The following is a 20,455-nucleotide window of genomic DNA, read 5'->3' as shown; positions in this document are numbered from 1 at the left end:
ATTCCGAGCCCGAAGCGGTTCGCTCAGTAGCCCGCGGCCTGGCCGTCCTTGCGCGATTCGCTGGCGCCGACGTAGCCGCCGTGGGGGTTGACCATGATCGCCTGGTAGCCGCCGTAAGGGCCGTGGGCGAAGCGCACGCTGTGGCCGCGGCGCATCAGCTCGCGCACGGTTTCGTAGGCGAAGCCGGTCTCCAGGTCGAGTTCGCCGCCGTCGCTCATGACCGTGGCTTGGCCGGCCGGTTCGGTGGAACCGTCGTGCTGCAGGCGCGGGGCGTCGCCGGCTTCCTGCAGGTTCATGCCGAAGTCGATCAGGTTGATGACGATCTGGGCATGGCCCTGCGGCTGCATCGCCCCGCCCATCACCCCGAACGACAGCCAGGGCTTGCCGTCCTTGGTCACGAACGCGGGAATGATGGTGTGGAACGGGCGCTTGCCCGGCGCGAACGAATTGGGATGGCCTTCCTTGAGCACGAACTGCTCGCCGCGGTCCTGGAAGATGAAGCCCAGGCCCGGCGGCGCCATGCCGCTGCCCATGCCGCGGTAGTTGGACTGGATCAGCGAGACCATCATGCCGTCGGCATCGGCGACGGTCATGTAGATGGTGTCGCCTTCGTCGAGCTCCTTCGGCGTCGCCGGCTGCACTTCGCGCAAGGCCTTGTCCATCGAGATCAGCTTGCGCCGCTGCGCGGCGTAGTCTTTGGAGATCAATTTCGCGACCGGCGATTTCGAGAACGCCGGGTCGGCGTACCAGCGCGCGCGGTCGGCGAAGGCGAGTTTCTTGGCCTCGGTGAACAGATGCAGGTGTTCGACGCTGCCGAAGCCGTAGGACTTCAGGTCGTAGGCTTCGAGCAGGTTGAGGATCTGCAGCGCGGCGATGCCCTGGCCGTTCGGCGGCAGTTCCCAGACGTCGTAGCCGCGGTAGTTGGTGCTGACTGGCTCGACCCATTCGCCGCGATGGGCGGCGAGGTCGTCGTAACTCAGGAAACCGTCGTTGGCCTTGAAGTAGGCATCGATGGTGTGGGCGATCTCGCCCTTGTAGAACGCATCGCGCCCGCCCTTCGCGATCTGCTCCAGGGTGTTGGCGAGGTTCGGATTCTTCCACATCTCGCCGGTGCGCGGGGCGCGGCCGTCGATGGTGAACTGCTCCTTGAAGCCCGGCCACTTCGACAGACGCGGCACCGAGGCGTTCCAGTAGTAGGCGATGACCTCGTGCACCGGATGGCCGTCGCGCGCATACCGGATCGCCGGCGCCAGGTTCTCGGCCATCGGCTTGCGGCCGAAGCGTTCGTGCAGGGCGAACCAGCCGTCGACCGTGCCGGGCACGGTGACCGGCAGCGGGCCGTGCGGCGGAATGTCCTTGAGCCCGCGCTTTTGGAACTCGGCCAGGGTCAGCGACTTGGGCGAACGGCCCGAGCCGTTGTAGCCGTAGAGCTTTTGGGTCTTCGGGTCCCACACGATCGCGAACAGATCGCCGCCGATGCCGTTGCCGGTCGGCTCCATCAGGCCGAGCGCGGCGTTGGCGGCGATGGCGGCATCCACCGCGCTGCCGCCGGCCTTCATCACGTCGAGCGCGATTTGGGTGGTCAGCGGGTGCGAGGTCGCGGCGATCGCGTGCGGGGCGTAGACCTCGCTGCGGGTGGCGAAGGCCTTGCCGCTGATGCGGTCGGCGGCGGGGGCGGACAGCGGCAGGCCGAGCGCGCAGGCCAGGGCGAGCAGCGCCAGGCCGCGGCGGGGCGCGGTGATCGGTCGGGACATGCGGTGCCTCTCCAGGTGAACCCCGACCATAACGCAGCCCGGCGACCGCGCGCCTGGGCCGAAGGTTGACCTCCCTCCCGCTCCCGTTCCTGCTTTGCTCCCCGATTCCCGATTCCCGATTCCCGAACCCTAGGGTCAACCCTAGCTCGGGCGCGTACCAGCTGTTTCTGCACAATCCGCGTCCATACGCTGCGTTCAAGTACCCAGGGGGTGGCCGCGATGAGCTTTCCAGAGTTCGACAGTGCGTTCCGTTTCGCCCAGTTGCCGAATCTGATCGATCACCTGCTGCACCCGCAGCCGTCCTCGCAACCCCTGCCGCAGGACACCGCACCACCGCTGACCCTGGCGAGCGCACCGGTCGAGCTGCCGTATTCGCCGCACGCGCCGGTCGACACCGCCGCGCAGGAACCCTTCAGCGAGCAGCTCTACGGCCAGCAGCCGCAGAAGGCCATCGACACCTCGCTGGCCGAGCTGTCGAGCGACGTCTACAAGACCGACGGCGCCGGCACCGCCGGCTGGACGCGTCTCACCCCCGAGCAACTGCTCGACCTCAAGGGCCCCGACGGCAAGCCGGCCGGCATCGACCCGGCCTCGCTGGAGACCGAGGGCACCGGCTTCCGCGCCGCGGTCTATACCAACAACAACGGCCAGTACGTGGTCGCCTTCGCCGGCACCAACGGCTTCAGCCCGTTCGGCGACGGCGACATCGCGAACGACGTCGGCCAGGGCCTGGGCTTCGAGACCAGTCAGTACAAGCAGGCGGTCGCCCTGGCGAAGGAAGCCGAGGCTGCGTTCGGCGACAACGTCGTGTTCACCGGCCACTCGCTCGGCGGCGGCCTGGCCTCGACCGCGGCGCTGGCCACCGGCAACACCGCGGTGACTTTCAACGCCGCCGGCCTCAGCAACGACACCTTGCGCGACCTGGGCTTCAGCCCGCACGACGCGCGCTCGCAGGCCGAGGACGGCCAGATCCGCCGCTACAACGTCGACGGCGACCCGCTGACCGGCGTGCAGCAGAGCGTCGAGGTGCTCAACGGCACGCCCGATGCGGTCGGTTACGAGCTCAACCTGAAGCATCCGGAAGGCTGGCCGAACGTGCTCAGCGCGCACGGCGCCGCGACCGTGATCGAGGCGATGAAGACCCAGACCCCGACCCCGACCGAAAGCATCGAAGGCGACGATCTCGGACTCCTCGACCGCACGGCCGAGACCGTTTCGGAAACCGCGATCGATCTGCTCGGCGACGGCGCCCAGGAGCTGATCGACCTCGGCGTCGACGCCTTCAACGTCGGCTACGATTTCGGCGGCGACCTCGACGGCGTGATCAACAACGAATACGCCGATGGCCGCTACATCGACGGCACCCTCAAGCTCACCGGCGACCTCGCCGAGGGCACCTTGAATCTGGCCGGCGACGTCGGCCGCGGCGGCTTCAACCTGGTCGGCGACGTCGCCGAAGGCAGCGGCGAACTTGCCGGCGGCCTGATCCGCGACCTCGGCGAATACGTCGGCCTCAAGGATGCCGGCGACACCCTCGGCGGCTGGATCGAGGACGGCGGCCAGATCCTCGGCGATGTCGCCGAAGGCGCCGGCGAGCTGACCGAGATCGTGTTCGATGGCCTGGGCACCGCGACCGAGGCCACCCTCGACTTCGCCGGCGATGTCGCCGAAGGCACGGTCAAGGTCCTCGACGACGTCGGCAGCTTCCTCAATCCCTTCGACTGAGGCGCGGACGCGAGCGTGGCGACGGCGTGGGCGCGCCACGGCGGCGGGCTGCGTGGTCGCGTCTGCCCGTGAACGGCACCGCCTTCTCTTATCCGCCGGCGCGGCTGCGTTACGATCCGGCCATCCGACCACGGTCGTCTTCCAGAGCAGGCGCCTAGTCATGAACTTTCCGCATCTGAACCCGCGCGGCGCGGCCTCGCGCGTGATGGCCGCCGCCATCGTGCTTATGCTGTCGGTCTGCACGGCGTGTGCAGGCCCGGGAAACCGATCGATGCAAGCCAGCGAAGTCTTCCCCGACGTGCGCAGCGCCGAACTGGCCGAGGCCGCGGCGGACGGTAATGCCGCGCGCGTGCGCGAGCTCGCCGCCGCCGGCGCCAACCCGAACGCGCGCGGCGCCAAGGGCACCACGCCGTTGCAGTGGGCGCTGTATCACCACAGCAGCGCCGGCCTGGAGGCCTTGCTGGGCGTCGGCGCCGACCCGGCGGTCGGCAGCGACGACGGCATGACCGTGATGCACCTGGCGGCGATGGCCAACGACCCGCGTTACCTGCGGGTGCTGCTGGATCGCGGCGCCAACCCGGACACCCCGAACACCGTCACTCAGGCCACCCCGCTCGCGGCGGCGCTGATGGGCGAGCGCGCCGACAACTTCAAGGCCCTGCTTGCCGCCGGCGCCAAGCCCGACCTGGCCGACCGCATGGGCAACACCCCGTTGCACCAGGCCGCCAAGGTCAACGAATTCGGCCATGCCCTGACCTTGTTGCAGGCCGGCGCGAGCCCGAACGCCCGCAACGTGCAGGGCGCGAGTTTTCAGCGTTTCATGTTCATGACCCCAGAGAAGGTCCTCAACGGCCAGACCCGCCGCGACCGCGAAGCGGTGATCGAATGGCTGCGCGAGCACCAAATCCCGATCGAGGATGCGCAGGCGAAGTAGGGCGTTGGGGTAACAGCAACAGTAACGGCAACAGCAACAGCAACAGCAACAGCAAATCCCCCGCGCTGTAGACACGAGCGACCCCGGCGCTGCGCCGGGCGCCGCCCCCTTTGTCAAAGGGGGCGAATCAACACGCTTGTTCGGAAGGTCTTGAGGCGATCGTCGCTGCCGGTGCAACGGCAACGGCAAATCCCCTGCGCTGTAGGCACGAGAGACTTCGGCGTTGCGCCGGGCGCGGCCCCTTTGTCAAAGGGGCGAGTCAACACGCTTGGTCGAAAGGTGTAGAGGCGATCGTCGCTGCGGCTGCGCCTATCGCTGCCGCCGCCCGCGCCGCACCCGCCGCAACTGCTGTTCCCCCCTTTGGAAAAGGGGGGCAGGGGGGATTTGCTCTTGGCGTTCTCATCCGGCCCAGCGCCACGCTCGATTCAGCGCGGCAGTCGCCGCAAACGCTCGAGCGCGGTTTCCAATTCGCTGAGCACCGCCAGCAACGATGCCCAGTCTTCGTCGTGCGCGGCCTGCTCGACGGCCTGCGCGGCCTCGCCGAGTTCGTGGGCTCCGATGAGGGCCGCGGCGCCCTTGATGCGATGGGCCTGACGGCGCACGCCGGCGAGGTCGCCTTGCGTGCGCGCATTCTGCAACTCGGCCAGGTCTTGGCGAGTGACGACGAGGAAGTCGTCGAGCACCTCGGCGGTATCGCTGCCGCTGTCGCTCAGCAGGTGCTGCAGCACCTCGCCGTCGAGTACGCGTGCGCGTTCGTCGCTCGCCAGCGCCGGCGAGGTGCCCGGCGGCGGCACGGTGTGCGGCAACCAGCGCTGCAGGGTGGCGGCCAGGCGCGCGACCGCGACCGGCTTGACCAGGTAGTCGTCCATGCCTGCGGCCTGGCAGGCCTCGGCTTCGCCTTTCAAGGCCGACGCGGTCAGGGCGACGATCGGGGTGCGCGGCAGGCCGTCGCGCGTTTCCTGTTCGCGCACCGCGCGAGCCAAGCCGTAGCCGTCCAGGCCGGGCATGTGCACGTCCGACAGCAGCAGCGCATAGCGCCCGCTGCGCCAGCGCTGCAGACCTTCCTGGCCGCTGCTGGCGGATTCGCTGGCATACCCGGCGAGGGCGAGCTGGCGCGCGATCACCAACCGGTTGGTCGGGTGGTCGTCGATCAGCAGGATCAGGCTGCGTTCGTGCTCGGCGGTGGCGAGGTCGGGCAGCGGGCGCGCGACCAGTGCCGTCGCCTCGGCGTCGCCGAGCATCGAGGCGCGCAGTTCCGAAACCGGCGCCCGCGCCAGGGCGACGCGCAAGCGCATGCTCGTGCCAACGCCGGGCGCGCTTTCCATCGTCACATCGCCGCCCATCAGTACCGCCAGGCGCCGGCAGATCGCCAGGCCGAGGCCGGTGCCGCCGTAGCGGCGGGTGGTGTCGCCGTCGGCCTGACTGAAAGGTTCGAACAAACGCTGTTGTTGCTCGGCGCTGACGCCGATGCCGGTGTCGCTGACGCGCAGACACAAGGCATCGCGGGCTTCGTCGTCGCCGTCGGCGGGGACCGGACCGAGGTATTCGAGCGCGACCTCGATGCTGCCGCGCTCGGTGAACTTGACCGCGTTGGAGAGGAAATTGCCGAGGATCTGGCGCAGGCGCAGGGCGTCGGCGTAGTGCGCCGGGGCGATGCCGGCGTCGATTCGGCAGTTTAAGGTCACGCCGCGGCTGGCGGCGGCCCCGACGAAGCCGGCCATCGTGCTGCGCACCAGCGCCGGCAGGTCGACCGCCTCGGTGACGATCTCCAGGCGTCCGGCTTCGATCTTGGAGAAGTCGAGGATGCCGCCGATGATCTGCAGCAGCGATTGCGACGACTGCTCGATCACGTCGAGGGCGCGGCGTTGCTCGGCGTCCAGGCGCGAATGCGCGAGCACCTCGATCATGCCGGTGACGCCGATCATCGGGGTGCGGATCTCGTGGCTCATCGCCGCCAGGAACGAGGACTTGGCGCGGTTGGCGTCCTGGGCGCGCGCTTCGCTGGCGCGCAGTTCGCGTTCGAGCCGCTTGAGCGCGCTCAGGTCGGCGGCGATCAGCAGCAGGCCCGGTGCGTCTTCGTCTTCGTGGGTGGCCGACACTGCGACCAGCGCCGGCACCCAGGTGCCGTTGCGGTGGCGCAGGCGGGTTTCGCGCGGCGCGGCGTTGGCCAGGGCGAGCTCGCGCAAGGCGGTCCAGTCGGCGCGTACGCTTTGGCCGGTCTGCGCGCTCAACTCGCTCGCCAAGGCCTGTAAGGCGCGCGGTTCGAACACGGTGTGCAGGCGTTCGTGGCCGATCACCTCCCGCGCGCTGACCCCGAGCAGGCGTTCGGCGAAGGGATTGACCAGGGTCAGGCAGCCCTCGCCGTCGACGGCGAGGATGGCGATCTGCGCCGAATCCAACAGCGAACGCTGGAAGCGCTCGCGCTGCTCGAGTTCTGCGCGGGTGCGTTCGTTGCGGATCAACTGCCCGGTCAGTTCGGTCTCGAAGCCGAGCACGTCGCGGCGCATGTCGATGAAGGCCTGCATGACCGCGCCGAGTTCGCCGGCTGGCAGCTCGCCGGGCTCGGCGGTGTAGTCGTGCTCGCGCATGCGCCGCGCCAGCCAGGTCAGGCGGTCGATGCCGCGCGAGGCGTTGCGCAGGATGCGCCGGCCGATCAGCGCCGCGGTGGCCAGGGCGAACAGCGACAGGGCGATGCGGATCAGGCTGACCCGTTCGCTGCGGACGATGTCGGCGCGCACCACGCTGTCGGCCTGGACCAGCTTGAGGTCGGACAGCAGTTGCAGGCGTTGGGTCAGCGGGTCGATCGCCGGGTACAGGCGTTTGTCGGCGAATTGGCCCAGTGCGCGGATGTCGCGATGGCGCAATATCGCGCGCAGCTCGGCCGCGGCGGCGTCGGCGGTGCGGCGGGCCTGTGCGGCGGCGAGCAACTGCGCGCGCTCCTCGGCCGAATGCGGCAAGGCCTGCAGGCGCGGCCAGGCCTGGTCGACGCGACGCTGCGCGCTGTCGACGCGTTGCAGGCCTTCGTCCCAGTCGACCAGATAGTTGCGTACGCGGAAAGTGGTGTCGACCACGTCCAGGCCGTAGCCGTCGGACACGGTCTTGATCAGGCGCAGGCCGAGCAGGGCGTCGTCCTGCAAGGTCTGCAGGGTGCGGCGCGCGCGGTACTGCTCGATCTCGTCGATCACCAGCACGCTGGCGCCGGTGAGCAGGAACAGGCCGAACAGCCCCCACAACTGGTGGCGGATGCTGAAGCGGTCGAGCCAGGCGAACACCGCGCGCCTCAATGTTCGGGCCGACGCCAGCGGCCGAGCAGGGCCGGCAACTCTTCGCCGGGCACCGCGTCGCCGATCAGCCGGCCCTGGGCGATCGCGCAGCCCAGCTCGGCCAGCATCTGCCAGTCCTCGACCGTTTCCACGCCTTCGGCGACCGCGTCCAGGCCGAGCTTGCGCGCCAGATCGAGGCTGGCCTCGACCACCGCGCGCTTGCGCGGCTGCTGGCTGGCGCCGGCGATGAATTCCTGGTCGATCTTCAATTCGGTGAACGGCACCTGCGAGAGTTGCGACAGCGACGACCAGCCGGTGCCGAAGTCGTCGATCGACAGGCCGAAGCCCTTCAGGCGCAGGCGCGCGAGCACGCCGAGGCCGCGCGCGGCGTCGGCGATCAGCGAGCTTTCGGTGAGTTCGAGCACGACCTCGGCCGGGTCGACGCCGGCCTCGCGGACGATGCGCTGATAGCGATCGGCGGCGCCGGCATCGTCGAGGGTCGAGGCGGAGACGTTGACCGACAGTTTCAGGCGCAGCCCGCTGCGGTCCCACTGGCGTTTCCAGCGGCAGGCCTGGGCGAGCATCTGTTCGGTGAGTTCGTCGACCAGGTCTTCGCTTTCCAGCAACGGCAGGAAATGCTGCGGCAGCACCACGCGGCCGTCGCTGCGGGGCCAGCGCGCCAACGCCTCGACGCCGATCGCCCGCCCATTGCCGAGTTCGACCTGCGGTTGGAACCACGGCACGATCTCGCCGGCGGCCAGGGCCGCGCGCAGGCTGTCGAGGCCGATCTCGCCGGGGTCGTCGTCGGCGACGGTGGCGGCGACCAGTTCCAGGCCGGCCAGGGCCTGGGAGAGTTTGCTCCGGGTCAGCGGTTTGGGCACCGCCTCCAGCACGCGCAGGCCGCAGGCGCGGGCCATGGTCTGGACGGTGTGCAGCAGGGCGGCGTCGAGCGCGCTGACCACCAGGATCGCGCGAGCCAGATGTTCGCGGGCGAGGTGGTCGATGAATTCGATGCCGTCCATGCCCGGCATGTCCAGGTCGACCAGCACCACGTCCGGCACCTGCGCCAGCGAGCGCAGCAGGCGCAGTGCGGAGGCGCCGTCGCCGGCCTCGTGCAGGCGGGCGACGCCGAGTTCGGACAGCAGGCGCAGCGCCATGCGGCGTTGGAAGCCGTGGTCTTCGACCACCACAACGCTCAGTAGCGAAAGGGACATCCGATCCTCGGCTGCGACGGCGCATCGACAGACCGACGTCGTCGAGCGAACGCGCGGCTGTGGACGGCCGACTGTAGCCGTGTAAGGAGTCCAACGGAAACAACGGCGACGAACGGTCGCGGTGGCGGAGTCGGCCACAAAAAAGCGGCGCGGCATCACGCCGCGCCGCTGCTTTCGCGCAGGCCGGGCGAGGCGCCCGGCGCGGTCTTGCGCGGCCTTACGGCCAGCGCGGCGGGTTCTCGGCCCAGGCCTGTTGCACCTGGGCGAGGGTGGCGCGGTCGCTGTCACGCCACGCCGGCAGCAGCTCGGCGTAACGCGAGCTGTTGCGCCACAGGTCCGGCTCGCTGCGCACCGCGGCGGCATACCACTCCACCGCTTCGTCCTTGCGTCCCAACGACCACAGCGCGACCGCGTAGGTCGGCGGCATCCATGCGGCGCTGACGTTGCGCGCGCCGTGCAGGGTCACCCAGTACTTGAACGCTTCTTCGTGGGCGCCGAGGTGGTACAGATCCCAGGCGTAGTTCCACATGATCGCGCGCCAGTAGGTGCTGCCGCTGTCGATCTCGCGCAGCGCCCGCCCGTACAACTGGCGGCCCAACTCGACCCGGCCGCCTTCCATGGCCAGGTGCGCGAGCTGCGCGGCCTCGGTCGGCGCGTGCGCCTTGCGTTCGATGATCTTGGCCAGCCGTTCCATGGCTGCGTCGCCGTTCTCTTTGATCGCGACCACCGGCTTGGTGGTCTGAGCGTCGGCGTCGAAGTAGAACTCGCCCGGCTTCGACAGGGCCTGGGCGCCGGCGGAGCCGGATACCACGGCGGCGGCGAGTGCCGCAGCCAACAACAACTTGCGAATAGGCATGTTTGTAGATCCCCCTGGAACCCCTACATGCTAACCGCTGCGATGCACAATCCATGAATCCGCGCACATAATTTATTTGACGCAAGCGGGCGAATAGCGTGATACGGACGGGCGGCATCGCTCGCTTGCGGCCGGGTGGGCCATCCCCGGCGCGGGTACGGTCGGGCAAGGACGGGTAGCGGCGGTCAGCGGACGAGCGCTCCGCCGCGGTCGCCGCGGCGGAGCGAAGGGCCTGGCCGGGTCAGTTCGCGGCCGGGCGCAGGGTCACGCGGTCGAGCGCCCACAGCGGGTCGTGGCCGCCGCTGGCGAACACGAAGCACAGGTCGTGGCGGCCGGCGAGCTTCGGCAGGGTCGCCTGCAGCGTGCTCAGGCCGTCCGAACGCTTGGCTTCGGCCAGCGGCAGGCGCGCGATCGGTGCGCTCTTGCAGTCGTCGACGCGCACTTCCAGGGCGCCGCCGAGTTCGGCCTTGCGGGTCACGATGTTCTTGGTGTCGTGCCAGAGCTGGAAGTTGTAGGGCACCTGGCCGACCCGGACCTCGATCCGGCCGACCCCGTCGAGGCGGGCGCCTTCGTAGATCCAGCAGGGGTCGATCAGGTTGGTGGTCAGCGAGGCGCGGGCGCCGTCGCCCTGGCCTTCGATCGCGGCGTCGTCCTCCAGGCGCAGGTTGTAGCCCTCGCGGCAAGGGCGCAGGCCGGCGCTGGTGCGGGTGCTCAGGTCGGACAGGTCGCGGGCGCTGAAACGGCGCGGCGCGGAAATCGCTTTGCCGTCGACGAAGGTGGTCGCCACCACGTCCAGCGGCAGGGTCGCGGCGAGCGGTTGCCGGTACAGCGGAGCGTCGACGCCCGGGTCCTGGCCGTCGGTGCGGTAGCGGATCTCGCCGAAGCCGGTCTGGTTGCTCAGCGCCAGCTTCGGCGCGGCGCCGTCGGCGCCGTCCTCGACCTTGAACTTGACCGCGAACGCGACGTCGGAGGCCTTCACGTCCTGGGCGCGGTAGCGCGCCATCTGCGCGGCCAGGCGTTGCTGGAAGTCGTTCCAGTCGATCCGCGCCTGCGGCGACCACACCACTTCGGCCAGGGCGTCCAGGCGCGGGTACAGCGCGGTCTGGATGCGCTCGAAGCTGCGGCGGTGCTCGCTCCACAGGTTGGCCTGGGCGCCGAGCACGTGCTTGCTCTGGGCCGCGTCGAGCTCGGGCGGCACCACCGAGAACTGATAGAAGTCGCGCAGGGTGCTGATCGGGAAGCGTCCGCTCGGCTCGTCGTCGCGATCGCTCTGGACGTAGTCGAGGTAGAGCTGGCGGTCGGGCGCGACGACCACGTCGTGGCCTTCGCGCGCGGCCTCGACTGCGCCCTTGGTGCCGCGCCAGGACATCACCGTCGCGCTCGCCGGCAGCTTGCCGCCTTCGAGGATCTCGTCCCAGCCCAGCAGGATGCGGTCGTGCTTCTGCAGGTGGCCGGCGATGCGGCCGACGAACCAGCTCTGCAGCGCCATCTCGTCCTTCAGGCCGAGCGACTTGATCTTGGCCTGCACGCTCGGCGAGGCGATCCACTGGTCCTTGGCCGCTTCGTCGCCGCCGATGTGGATGTAGCGCGACGGGAACAACCCGGCGACTTCATCGAGGACGTTTTCGAGGAAGCCGAAAGTCGAATCGTCGACGCCGTACAGATAGGTGTGCACGCCCCAGTCCGGCGACACCGGCGGCGCCTTGCGTACGACGTCGGTGACGCCGAGCTCGGGATAGGCGGCGATCGCCGATTGCGCATGGCCGGGCATTTCGATTTCCGGGACCACGGTGATGTGGCGCTCGGCGGCGTAGCGCACGACGTCGCGGATCTGCTCCTGGGTGTAATAGCCGCAATAGGGCTTGGGCTTGCCCTCGGCATCGCGGCCGGCGGCGCCGGCGAGGATGCGGCAACCGCCGACCTCGGTCAGGCGCGGGTACTTCTTGATCTCCACGCGCCAGCCCTGGTCGTCGGTGAGATGCCAGTGGAAGGTATTGAGCTTGTGCAGCGCCATCTGGTCGAGCACCGACTTGACCTCGTCGACGCTGCGGAAGTGGCGGGCGACGTCGAGCATCAGGCCGCGCCAGACGAAACGCGGGGCGTCGTCGATGCGCTGCGCGGCGATGCTCGCCGCGCCCTTGCCGCCGTCGGCGGTGGCCAACTGCCACAGCGTGACCGCGCCGTAGAACAGGCCGGCCGCGGCGCGCGCCTGCACGCGCACGCCGTCGCGGCCGATCTCCAGCGTGTAGGCCTCGTCGCCGCTGGCGGCGGACTTGGGGTCGAGCGCGAACACGATCGCATCGGCGCCGGGCTTGCCGCCGCTGTCGATGCTCGGCGCGAAGCCGCGCAGCTGCTGCACGCGTGCGGCGAAATCCTCGGCGACGCGGCGCGCGGCGGTGTCGTCGGCGGCGACCACCAGACGCGTCTGCGGCCCGAACACGAACCGCCCTTCGCCGGCGACGACTTGCGCCGGGCGCGGGATCACCGCGCTCGCATGCGCGGCGATCGCCGGCTCGGCGCCGCTCGCGGCGGTGGAGGTGGCGTCGGCTGAGCCGGCGCCGGCCGGCGGGGTCGTGTTCTGGCAGGCGGCCAGTCCGATCGCCGCGGCGCTGGCCAGGGCCAGGTTCCAGGCGGTACGCGTTTTCATCGTTGCGCTGCTCCGTTCGTGGCCGGCGTGCGTGGAGGCGCGCCGGCGGTGTCAGTGTGCGGTGCTCAATGCGGCGAAGCCCGGCAGGGTGAGTGCCGGGCTTCGGATGCGACGTGCCGACGGGATCGTGGCGATCCCGGCGACGTGGCCACGCGTCCGGCCTAGCGGCCGGCGCGTGCGTGTTGCGGTGCGGATCAGAAGTTGAACCGGAACGCGGCCATGTAGCGACGGCCGCTGTGGTAGGTACCGACCGGCTTGCTCTTGCTGCCGGAGTACTGCACGTATTCCTCGTCGAGGATGTTCATGGCGTCGAACGACAAGGCCATGTTCTCGTTGAACTTCCAACCCACGCTGGCGCCGAGTTCGGAGTAGGCGTCGACGCTCGCCGGCGCTGCGCCGGCCACGTAGCCGCCGGCCAGGTAATGGCTGCGCCAGTTGTACGACAGGCGCAACGTCAGCGGGCCGTTCTCGTAGTACGGGCTGATCGCGACGCTGTCGCGCGACTGGTAGGGCAGCGGGTCGCCGGTGTTGTTCTCGCCGTCGGCGTAGGTGTAGTTCGCGGTCAGGCCGAAGCCGGTATCGGCGAACGGCTGCTGGTAGCTGACGTTGAAGCCCTTGACCTTGCCCTTGCCGGCATTGCGCGGACGCTGGATGTCGTAGTCGCAATAGCCGTCCGCGGTGCAGCCGTGGAAACCGACCAGGGTGGTGTCGAACACGACCCGGTTGGTGTCGCGGATCGAGTTGTACTGGCGTTCGATCCGGGCCGCGCTGTCGATGTAGTTGGAGATGTCCTTGTAGAACACCGACGCCGCCAGCACCGACTGTTCGGCGAAGTACCACTCGGCCGACAGGTTGAAGTTGGTCGACTCGTACGGCGACAGGTCGGCGTTGCCGCCGCTGCCGTTATACGTGGTGTCGTTGAGGAAGGTGTTGTTGACCATCTGGTTGTACGGCGCCCAGGCGATCACCTTGGCCGCGGCGAAACGCAGCAGCACGTCGTTGCCGGTGTCGTAGACCACGTTCAGCGACGGCAGCACGAAGTCTTCCTTCTTCGACTTGGTCTGCCACTTGCCGGCCAGGTTGTCGAGCGAAGGCGCGCCGCCGTAGACGAAGCCGCTGGCGTCGGTCTTGGATTCGACGTAACGCAGACCGAAGTTGCCGCGCCAGGCGCCGCTGGCGAAGTCGGCCTGCACATAGGCCGCGGTGTTGGTCTGTTCCAGCGCCCAGGTGTTGTTGAGGAAGCCGGCCGGGTCGGGGTTGGCGAAGTTCAGCGGGCTGCCTTTGACCCAGTCGAGCACGTTGCCGCGGCCGACCTGGATGTGGCGCCCGTGGTCGTTGCTGAAGCCGCGGATGTCGGTCAGGCCGACGGTGCCGACATCGGCCAGCGTGCCGCGGTTGACCGGGCCGTAGATGTTGAGCTCGAAGGACTCCTCGTGCTTGGCGCGACGCACGCCGAACTGGAGGTTGTTGAACACGCTGTCGAACTCGACGTTGAAGTCGACTTGTCCGTAGGTGTCCTTGCTCTCGGTCGAGAACACGCCGTTGTTGCCCATCCAGCCGTTGACCAGGCCGCCCGACGGACCCCAGTTGGCCGGATTGCGCGCGGCGTCGGGGTTGTCGAAGGTGATGCCGCGGTCGATGTTCCAGCTGAAGCCGCCGTTGTAGACCGGCTCGATGAAGTACTGGGCGAGGTGCTTGTTCTCGGACTTGCTGCTGCCGATCTGGCCCTTGAAGCCCCAACCCTCGCCGTCGAACGCGGTGCGCAGGTCGATGCCCTTGGTCTCGACTTCCGACTCGCGCACGTTGTTGTCGTACAGCACCGTGCCGCCGGTGGCATCGGCGTTGGCGTTGGAGTGGCCGCTGGTGACCACGCCGTTCTTCGCATCGCCGAGGCGGTTGACCGCGGCGACAGTGCCGTCGTTCCAGGTCAGGAAGCTGTACAGCGACTGGTTGTAGTTGTCGAAGTTTTCCTTGATGTACAGGCCGCTGAGGTTGAACTCCCACTCGTCGCTCGGCTTGAACTGCAGGTTGACCACGGCGCTGTCGCGCTTGCGGTGCTGCTGGAACCAGGCGGCGTTGATCGAGTTCGGCACTTCCGCGTTCGGGTCGAGACCGGCGCGTGCGGCGTTGGCGAAGGTCGAGGCCTTCGCGTAGCCGAAGATTTCCAGGCCCTGGCGATCGACCTGCTCTTCGTAGTGCTGCGCGGCGACCGAGACGCCGAAGGTTTCTTCCGGGTTCTTCCAGCTGTACAGCAGCGACGCGCTCGGTCGGCCCTTGCTGCCCTGGTCGCTGTAGTTGTAGCTGACCGATCCGGCGACGGAGTTGGCGTCCATGTCGAGCGGCTGGCGGGTGTGCATGAGCACGGTGCCGCCGAGGCTGCCTTCGGTGATGCGCGCTTCCGACGACTTGATGATCTCCAGGCGGCCGAGGATTTCCGGCGCGAGCAGGGTGTAGTCGAAGCCGCGGTTCGGCTGTTCGCCGTACAGCCAGATCGCCTGCGCGACCGGATGGCCGTCGAGGAAGGTCAGGTTGAGGCTGGGATCGGTGCCGTCGATGCTGACCCGCTCGCCCTGGCCGAAGCGGCGATCGAGAGTGACGCCGGGAATCTGCGACATCGCTTCGGCGACGTTGGTGTTGGCGAACTTGCCGATGTCCTCGGCGGTGATCGCTTCCGACACGGTCACGTTGGCTCGCTTGGTATCCAGCGACTTTTCCAGGCTCGCACGGATGCCGGTGACGACGACGGTATCGAGCTCGGTGGCTTCCGACGATGCGGACGGGCTCGTTGCTGCCTGGGTGTCCTGGGCGGCCGCCAGGCCCGGACCGATACAGGTCAGGACCGCGACGATGCTGGCTGACAGGATGCTCTTGCGCGCTTTCATTAACTGTTCCTCCCTCGGGCGGTGATGGCTCGGCGATCGACCGGGGAAAGCCGGTTCGTCGCGAAGTCCGGTTTGTCTTGTCTTGTTTGTCTTGATGCAGCCGGTCGCGGCGACGCCGTTTCCGGTTTCGGTGTTGCCGCCTTCGATGCGAGGCCGCGGTTTCGCGCACGCGCCTTGCGCGCGTGCGCCTGAGGCCTTGCGCCTACTGCGTTTTTTGTTGGCGATTCGCCGGCGCCGTCGCGCCATCGCCGGGTTCGCTTTCCTGCGGGCCCTGCTCGTACTGGCCCGGCTCGTACCGACCGTGCTCCAGATACCAGCTCGCCGCACCGATCACGCCGAGCCGTTCGTTCTCGATCAGCCGCACCGGCACGCGTTCGAGCACCGGACGCATCGCGCCCTTGTCGAGCATGCGGGCGTGGAATTCGCTCTCGGGCACGAAGTCCTTGAGCTGGGGCAGGATGCCGCCGGCGATGAACACCGACTTGGCGCCGCTGATCACGGCCAGATCGCCGATCACGCTGCCGAGCAGCGCGCAGAACGTCAGCACCGCTTCGCGCGCGATCGCTTCGCCGCGACGCGCCGCTTCGGTGATCGCAGCCGGCGCCCGCAGCGACGGCTCGACGCCGTTGAGCGTGCACAGCGCGCTATACAGATTGACCAGGCCGGGACCGGAGACGAAGTGCTCGGTCGGCACGTGGGTCTGGCCGCGTTGCTGGGCCAGGCTCAGCATTTCGACTTCGCGCGAATTGCCCGGCGCGAAGGCGGTGTGGCCGGCTTCGGTCGGCAGCACCACGGTGGTCTTGCCGTGCGGAATGCGCACCGCCGCACCGAGGCCGGTGCCGGGGCCGATCACCAGTACCGGGCCGGGCGTCGACTCGCTGACGCCGGGCGTGAGCAGAGTCGAATCGTTCGGCGCCATGCACTGGGCGGCGTTGGCGTTGGCCTGGAAATCGTTGATGAACAGCACCTGGCGCAGGCCGAGCTCGCGGCGCAGTTCCGACAGCGAGATCCGCCACGGCAGGTTGGAATTGATGACCTGGTCGTCGAGCACCACGCCGGCGCAGGCGATCACCACGTGATCGACGCCGACACCGTTGCTGGCGATGAACTCGGCCAGGATCGCGGCCAGGCTCGGGTAATCGGCGCAGACGTACTTGCGGTGAGCGAGCACGGTCACGGTGGACTCGCCGCCGTTGCCGGGGCGGACCAGGCCGACACGGGTATGAGTGCCGCCGACGTCGGCGGCGATGAACTGGGGCGTGGCCGTATTCAGCCGTGCAGCCGCGCTCATGCGCAGGCTCCGGCGACGGCCGTCGCTACGCCGGCGTGTGTGTTCATGATGCGTCCCCGCAAGGACATCGACGACGTCCCGTTCCATTCCCACTGCATGCGCCCTCCGCGGCTGCCGGTGTGTTTCCCCTTGGCGGCGCCGAGAGTGCTCTGGGTTTGACAACGTTGTCAACAAGTTCGCGCCAATGTGTCTCCCAGGCCTCAAAACCGTGTTTCGCTGCCCGGAATATTGATGCGCCGCAACATGGCGGCGCGCGCGCAAGATCACGGTTTGGCGGGCTTCTTGGCCATGCGACTGGTATGCGGGAGCGACTTGTGACAACGTTGGGCCGACGCTTGTCGTGCCGGTCATCCGGATGACCAGCGGGACGTGGCGGGCGGTACCCGCCGCTCTGGGAGGGGAGTCTCATGTCGGTTTCCAACGCCAGCGCTCGGCCGCGTCACCTGGGTTCGATCGCGATCATCGGCGCGCTGTTCTTCGTGTTCGGTTTCGTCACCTGGCTCAACGGGCCGCTGATCACCTTCGTCAAATACCGGTTCGAGTTGAACGACTTCAACGCGTTCCTGGTACTGACGGTGTTCTACCTGTCCTACCTGTTCCTGGCCCTGCCGGCGTCGAGCATCCTCAAGCGCACCGGCATGAAGAAAGGCATGTCGCTGGGTCTGTTCGTGATGGCGATCGGCGCCTTCGCCTTCGGCGAATTCGTCTTGCGCGGTTCCTACCCGGGCGCGCTGGCCGGACTGTTCACCATCGGCGCGGGCCTGGCGATCCTGCAGACCGCGGCCAATCCTTACATCAGCATCCTCGGCCCGATCGAAGGCGCGGCGCAGCGCATCGCGGTGATGGGCATCTGCAACAAGATCGCCGGTGCGCTGGCGCCGTTCGCGTTCGCGACCCTGGTGCTGGCCGGCATCAACAAATTCGATGCGCAGCTCGCCGCGGCGACCCCGGCCGGCCGCCAGACCCTGCTCGACGAATTCGCCGCGAAAGTGCACGTGCCTTACGTCGCCATGGCCGGCGTGCTGGCCTTGCTGGCGGTGCTGTTGCTGCGCTCGCCGCTGCCGGAAATCCGCGCCGAAGACGTCAACGCGACGCCGGCCGACAGCGGCGGCGTCGACAAGAAGGGCCTGGCGCATTACCCGCACGTCTGGCTCGGCGCCTTGTGCATCTTCGTCTACGTCGGCGCCGAAGTGATGGCCGGCGACGCGATCGGCACCTATGGCGCGGCCCTGGGCCTGCCGCCGAGCGAGACCAGCTTCTTCACCACCTTCACCCTGATCGCGATGCTGGTCGGCTATCTGGTCGGGCTGGTGGTGATTCCGCGTTTCGTCAGCCAGCAGAAATACCTGGCGATCTCGGCCGTGCTCGGCATCGTCTTCACCGTCGGTGCGTTCTTCACCAAGGGCTATGTCTCGGTCGGCTTCGTCGCCGCGCTGGGCTTCGCCAACGCGATGATGTGGCCGGCGATCTTCCCGCTCGCGATCGAGGGGCTGGGGCGTCTGACCGAGCGCGGTTCGGCCCTGCTGGTGATGGGCATCGCCGGCGGCGCGGTGATCCCGCAGCTGTTCGCCGCGCTCAAGCAGCACTTCGATTTCCAACTGGTGTTCCTGCTGCTGATGGTGCCCTGCTACCTGTACATCCTGTACTTCGCCAAGGCCGGGCATAAGGTCGGCCTGGCTCATCGGGCCACGGCTGCGGGCACCGCCTCGGCCGCGGTCTCGAACTAAGGGCCTTTCGGGCGCGGTTCCCCTTGTGCGTTAACTCGTACGAGGGGAATCCGGCGGGCTCGGCGTGGGCGTGCCGAGCCTGCGCATCGGGTGACCGGCGCCAGCGCCGGCCACCCCGCGCTGGGCGGGTTCAGCCAGCCGGCTGAAGCAGTTCCCCCGCCCGCTCTGTCGAAGAGGGGAGCGGGTGCCCGGTCTGCCTTCTCAGGTGCGGCGCCGCTGCCGGCCTGCAACCGCCCTCGTGCCCGAACGAGCGGTCAATTTTTCACCGTCGAATCGAAAACCCGCCATCAGTCGCAATCGCCGCTGGCCGCTGCGACGACGCTTCGGTATCGTGCACACAATGAATGCGCCGCCTCCCCACGCCGGCGCGGTCGCGCCTACGGGTGCGTCGACCGCGCGCGCGCTGCGTTACCTGATCCGTGTACCTCTGCTCCTGTGGCATGTGCTCGTCCATCTGCCGCTCGTGCTGCTGCTGACCACGCCCTTGACCACCCGCATCCCGGTCGGTGGCGGCGAAACCCTGGGTCATCGCCTGATCCGCGCCTGGTCGGCCGGGTTGATGCACGTGTTCGGTTTCCGCCTGCGCCGTGTCGGCACGCCGCTGCCGGGCGCGACCTTGTTCGTCGCCAACCACGTCAGCTGGATCGACATCGAGACCCTGCACAGTCAGCGCATGATGGGTTTCGTGGCCAAGCGCGAGATCGAGAGCTGGCCGGTGGTCGGCTGGCTGGCAGCGCGCGGCGAGACCATCTTCCACCACCGCGGCAACACCGAATCGCTCGGTGGCGTGCTGCACGAGATGCTCGCGCGCCTGCGCGCCGGGCGCTCGGTCGGCGTGTTTCCAGAAGGCGGCACGCGCGGCGGCGGTGAAATCGGCCCCTTCCATGCGCGCATCTTCCTCGCCGCGGTCGAGGCCAACGTGCCGGTGCAGCCGGTCGCGCTGCGCTACGGCGAGCGCGGCAACGCCCAGTCGGTGGTCGCCTTCCAGGGCAAGGAAAGCTTCTTCGCCAATTTCCTGCGCCTGCTCGGCGAACCCGGCTGCGTGGCCGAGATCCATTTCCTGACCCCGATCGGTCCCGGCGAAGCCGATGGCCGCCGCCGCATCGCCGACCTGGCGCGGCAGCGCATCGTCGAGGCGATGGCGAGCTGAGGCCATGCTGACCGCCGCCGACTACGCGCCTCCACGCTGGCTGAGGAACGCGCACGTGCAGTCGGCGCTGGGTTCCAGCCCGTTGCGCCGGCGCCGCGCCGAGCAACGCTTCGCCCAGATCGGCGCGCAGACCACCGAACACCTGATTGAGGCCGGCGACGGCGTGCGCCTGCACGGCCTGCACAGCGCCGTGCCCGGCACCGCCCCGCGCGGGCTGGTGATGCTGCTGCACGGCTGGGAAGGCAGCGCCGATTCCAACTACATGCGCCTGACCGCGGCGCAGTTGCTGGCGCGCGGCTTCGAGGTGTTCCGGCTCAATTTCCGCGATCACGGCGGCACCCACCATCTCAACGAAGGCCTGTTCCACTCCAACCGCATCGACGAGGTGGTGCAGGCCACGGCCGAGATCGCGCGGCGCTTTCCGTTGCGGCCGCTGTCGGTCGCCGGCTATTCGCTCGGCGGCAACTTCGCCCTGCGCCTGGCCTTGCGCGCCACCGACGCCGGCTTGCCGCTGGCCCATGTCGCCGCGGTCTGCCCGGTGCTCGATCCGGCCCGGACCATGGATTCGATGGAGTCCGGCCTGCCGCTGTACCTGTGGTACTTCGAGCGCAAATGGCGCGATTCGCTGGCGCGCAAGCGCGCGCTGTTCCCGGCGCTGCACGATTTCGACGACCGCACCCTGGGCCTGAGCATGCGCCCGCTGACCCAGTGGATGGTCGAGCGCCACACCGACTTCGGCACCCTCGACCGCTACTTCGACGGCTACTCGATCGCCGGTCAGCGCCTGGCCCGCCTGGAAGTGCCGGTCAGCATCCTGATGGCCGCCGACGACCCGGTGATCCCGGTCGCCGGCTTCCAGGAACTGGTCGTGCCCGAGCACGCACGCGTCGAGATCGCGCCCTGGGGCGGGCATTGCGGCTTCCTCGAGAACGCCCAGCTCGACGGCTTCGCCGAACGCTGGATCGCCGACCGCCTGAGCGCCTGCGCTTCGGCCTGAGGCGCGCGCTGGCGG

General features: G+C 68.8%; 12 protein-coding genes. 5 read left to right on the top strand and 7 right to left on the bottom strand.

Annotation, left to right across the window (positions count from 1 at the left end):
- Positions 1-23: 23 nt before the first annotated feature.
- Positions 24-1,754: a gamma-glutamyltransferase gene (gene ggt / locus LC490_RS00200; RefSeq protein ID WP_223618826.1), complete on the bottom strand. Its 1,731-nt coding sequence runs from the start codon at positions 1,752-1,754 to the stop codon at positions 24-26.
- Positions 1,755-1,973: 219 nt separating this feature from the next.
- On the opposite strand from ggt, the gene LC490_RS00195 reads away from it, so the two are divergent.
- Together LC490_RS00195 and LC490_RS00190 are read left to right on the top strand one after the other, a co-directional pair.
- Positions 1,974-3,479 carry a hypothetical protein gene (locus LC490_RS00195; protein ID WP_223618825.1) on the top strand — a complete coding sequence of 502 codons (1,506 nt, stop codon included), beginning with the start codon at positions 1,974-1,976 and terminating at the stop codon, positions 3,477-3,479.
- A 160-nt stretch (positions 3,480-3,639) separates the two neighbouring features.
- Complete coding sequence (locus LC490_RS00190) at positions 3,640-4,413, top strand: ankyrin repeat domain-containing protein (RefSeq protein ID WP_051885211.1); 774 nt, start codon at positions 3,640-3,642, stop codon at positions 4,411-4,413.
- Positions 4,414-4,838: 425 nt separating this feature from the next.
- Here LC490_RS00190 and LC490_RS00185 read toward each other — a convergent pair whose 3' ends face one another.
- The 6 genes from LC490_RS00185 to LC490_RS00160 all read right to left on the bottom strand — a co-directional run bounded on the left by LC490_RS00185 (position 4,839) and on the right by LC490_RS00160 (position 16,566).
- Positions 4,839-7,685, bottom strand: coding sequence for an ATP-binding protein (locus tag LC490_RS00185; protein ID WP_223618824.1), 2,847 nt, complete (start codon positions 7,683-7,685; stop codon positions 4,839-4,841).
- 8 nt (positions 7,686-7,693) lie between these two features.
- Entirely contained in the window at positions 7,694-8,890 is a 1,197-nt protein-coding gene (locus LC490_RS00180) for an EAL domain-containing response regulator (protein WP_223618823.1), read from the bottom strand.
- Positions 8,891-9,107: 217 nt separating this feature from the next.
- Positions 9,108-9,746, bottom strand: a complete 639-nt coding sequence (locus LC490_RS00175) for a tetratricopeptide repeat protein (protein ID WP_223618822.1) — start codon at positions 9,744-9,746, stop codon at positions 9,108-9,110.
- 241 nt (positions 9,747-9,987) lie between these two features.
- On the bottom strand, positions 9,988-12,393 hold the full coding sequence (locus tag LC490_RS00170; protein ID WP_223618821.1) for a family 20 glycosylhydrolase: 2,406 nt from the start codon (positions 12,391-12,393) through the stop codon (positions 9,988-9,990).
- 194 nt (positions 12,394-12,587) lie between these two features.
- Entirely contained in the window at positions 12,588-15,275 is a 2,688-nt protein-coding gene (locus LC490_RS00165) for a TonB-dependent receptor (RefSeq protein ID WP_223618820.1), read from the bottom strand.
- Positions 15,276-15,477: 202 nt separating this feature from the next.
- A complete protein-coding gene (locus LC490_RS00160) occupies positions 15,478-16,566 on the bottom strand; it encodes a glucokinase (RefSeq protein WP_036149215.1) in 1,089 nt (362 codons plus the stop codon).
- 407 nt (positions 16,567-16,973) lie between these two features.
- On the opposite strand from LC490_RS00160, the gene LC490_RS00155 reads away from it, so the two are divergent.
- The 3 genes from LC490_RS00155 (at position 16,974) to LC490_RS00145 (ending at position 20,440) form a co-directional block, all read left to right on the top strand.
- Positions 16,974-18,293 carry a sugar MFS transporter gene (locus LC490_RS00155; protein ID WP_051885216.1) on the top strand — a complete coding sequence of 440 codons (1,320 nt, stop codon included), beginning with the start codon at positions 16,974-16,976 and terminating at the stop codon, positions 18,291-18,293.
- A 340-nt stretch (positions 18,294-18,633) separates the two neighbouring features.
- The gene (locus tag LC490_RS00150; RefSeq protein ID WP_031373115.1) at positions 18,634-19,443 is read left to right on the top strand and encodes a lysophospholipid acyltransferase family protein; all 810 of its coding nucleotides are present in this window, start codon (positions 18,634-18,636) and stop codon (positions 19,441-19,443) included.
- Between the two features lie 7 nt (positions 19,444-19,450).
- On the top strand, positions 19,451-20,440 hold the full coding sequence (locus LC490_RS00145) for an alpha/beta fold hydrolase (RefSeq protein ID WP_031373116.1): 990 nt from the start codon (positions 19,451-19,453) through the stop codon (positions 20,438-20,440).
- Positions 20,441-20,455 lie beyond the last annotated feature (15 nt).

The sequence above is a fragment of the Lysobacter sp. ESA13C genome (assembly GCF_019970005.1).
GTDB classification, from domain to species: domain Bacteria; phylum Pseudomonadota; class Gammaproteobacteria; order Xanthomonadales; family Xanthomonadaceae; genus Lysobacter; species Lysobacter antibioticus_B.
Note: the sequence above shows the minus strand (reverse complement) of the source record. Positions and strands in the feature narration are given on the sequence as shown.

Coding starts and splice junctions, on each gene's coding strand:
- LC490_RS00150 (WP_031373115.1), top strand. CDS start 18,634: ATGAATGCGCCGCCTCCCCACGCCGGCGCGGTCGCGCCTACGGGTGCG.
- LC490_RS00170 (WP_223618821.1), bottom strand. CDS start 12,393: ATGAAAACGCGTACCGCCTGGAACCTGGCCCTGGCCAGCGCCGCGGCG.
- LC490_RS00190 (WP_051885211.1), top strand. CDS start 3,640: ATGAACTTTCCGCATCTGAACCCGCGCGGCGCGGCCTCGCGCGTGATG.
- LC490_RS00160 (WP_036149215.1), bottom strand. CDS start 16,566: ATGAGCGCGGCTGCACGGCTGAATACGGCCACGCCCCAGTTCATCGCC.
- LC490_RS00165 (WP_223618820.1), bottom strand. CDS start 15,275: ATGAAAGCGCGCAAGAGCATCCTGTCAGCCAGCATCGTCGCGGTCCTG.
- LC490_RS00175 (WP_223618822.1), bottom strand. CDS start 9,746: ATGCCTATTCGCAAGTTGTTGTTGGCTGCGGCACTCGCCGCCGCCGTG.
- ggt (WP_223618826.1), bottom strand. CDS start 1,754: ATGTCCCGACCGATCACCGCGCCCCGCCGCGGCCTGGCGCTGCTCGCC.
- LC490_RS00195 (WP_223618825.1), top strand. CDS start 1,974: ATGAGCTTTCCAGAGTTCGACAGTGCGTTCCGTTTCGCCCAGTTGCCG.
- LC490_RS00155 (WP_051885216.1), top strand. CDS start 16,974: ATGTCGGTTTCCAACGCCAGCGCTCGGCCGCGTCACCTGGGTTCGATC.
- LC490_RS00180 (WP_223618823.1), bottom strand. CDS start 8,890: ATGTCCCTTTCGCTACTGAGCGTTGTGGTGGTCGAAGACCACGGCTTC.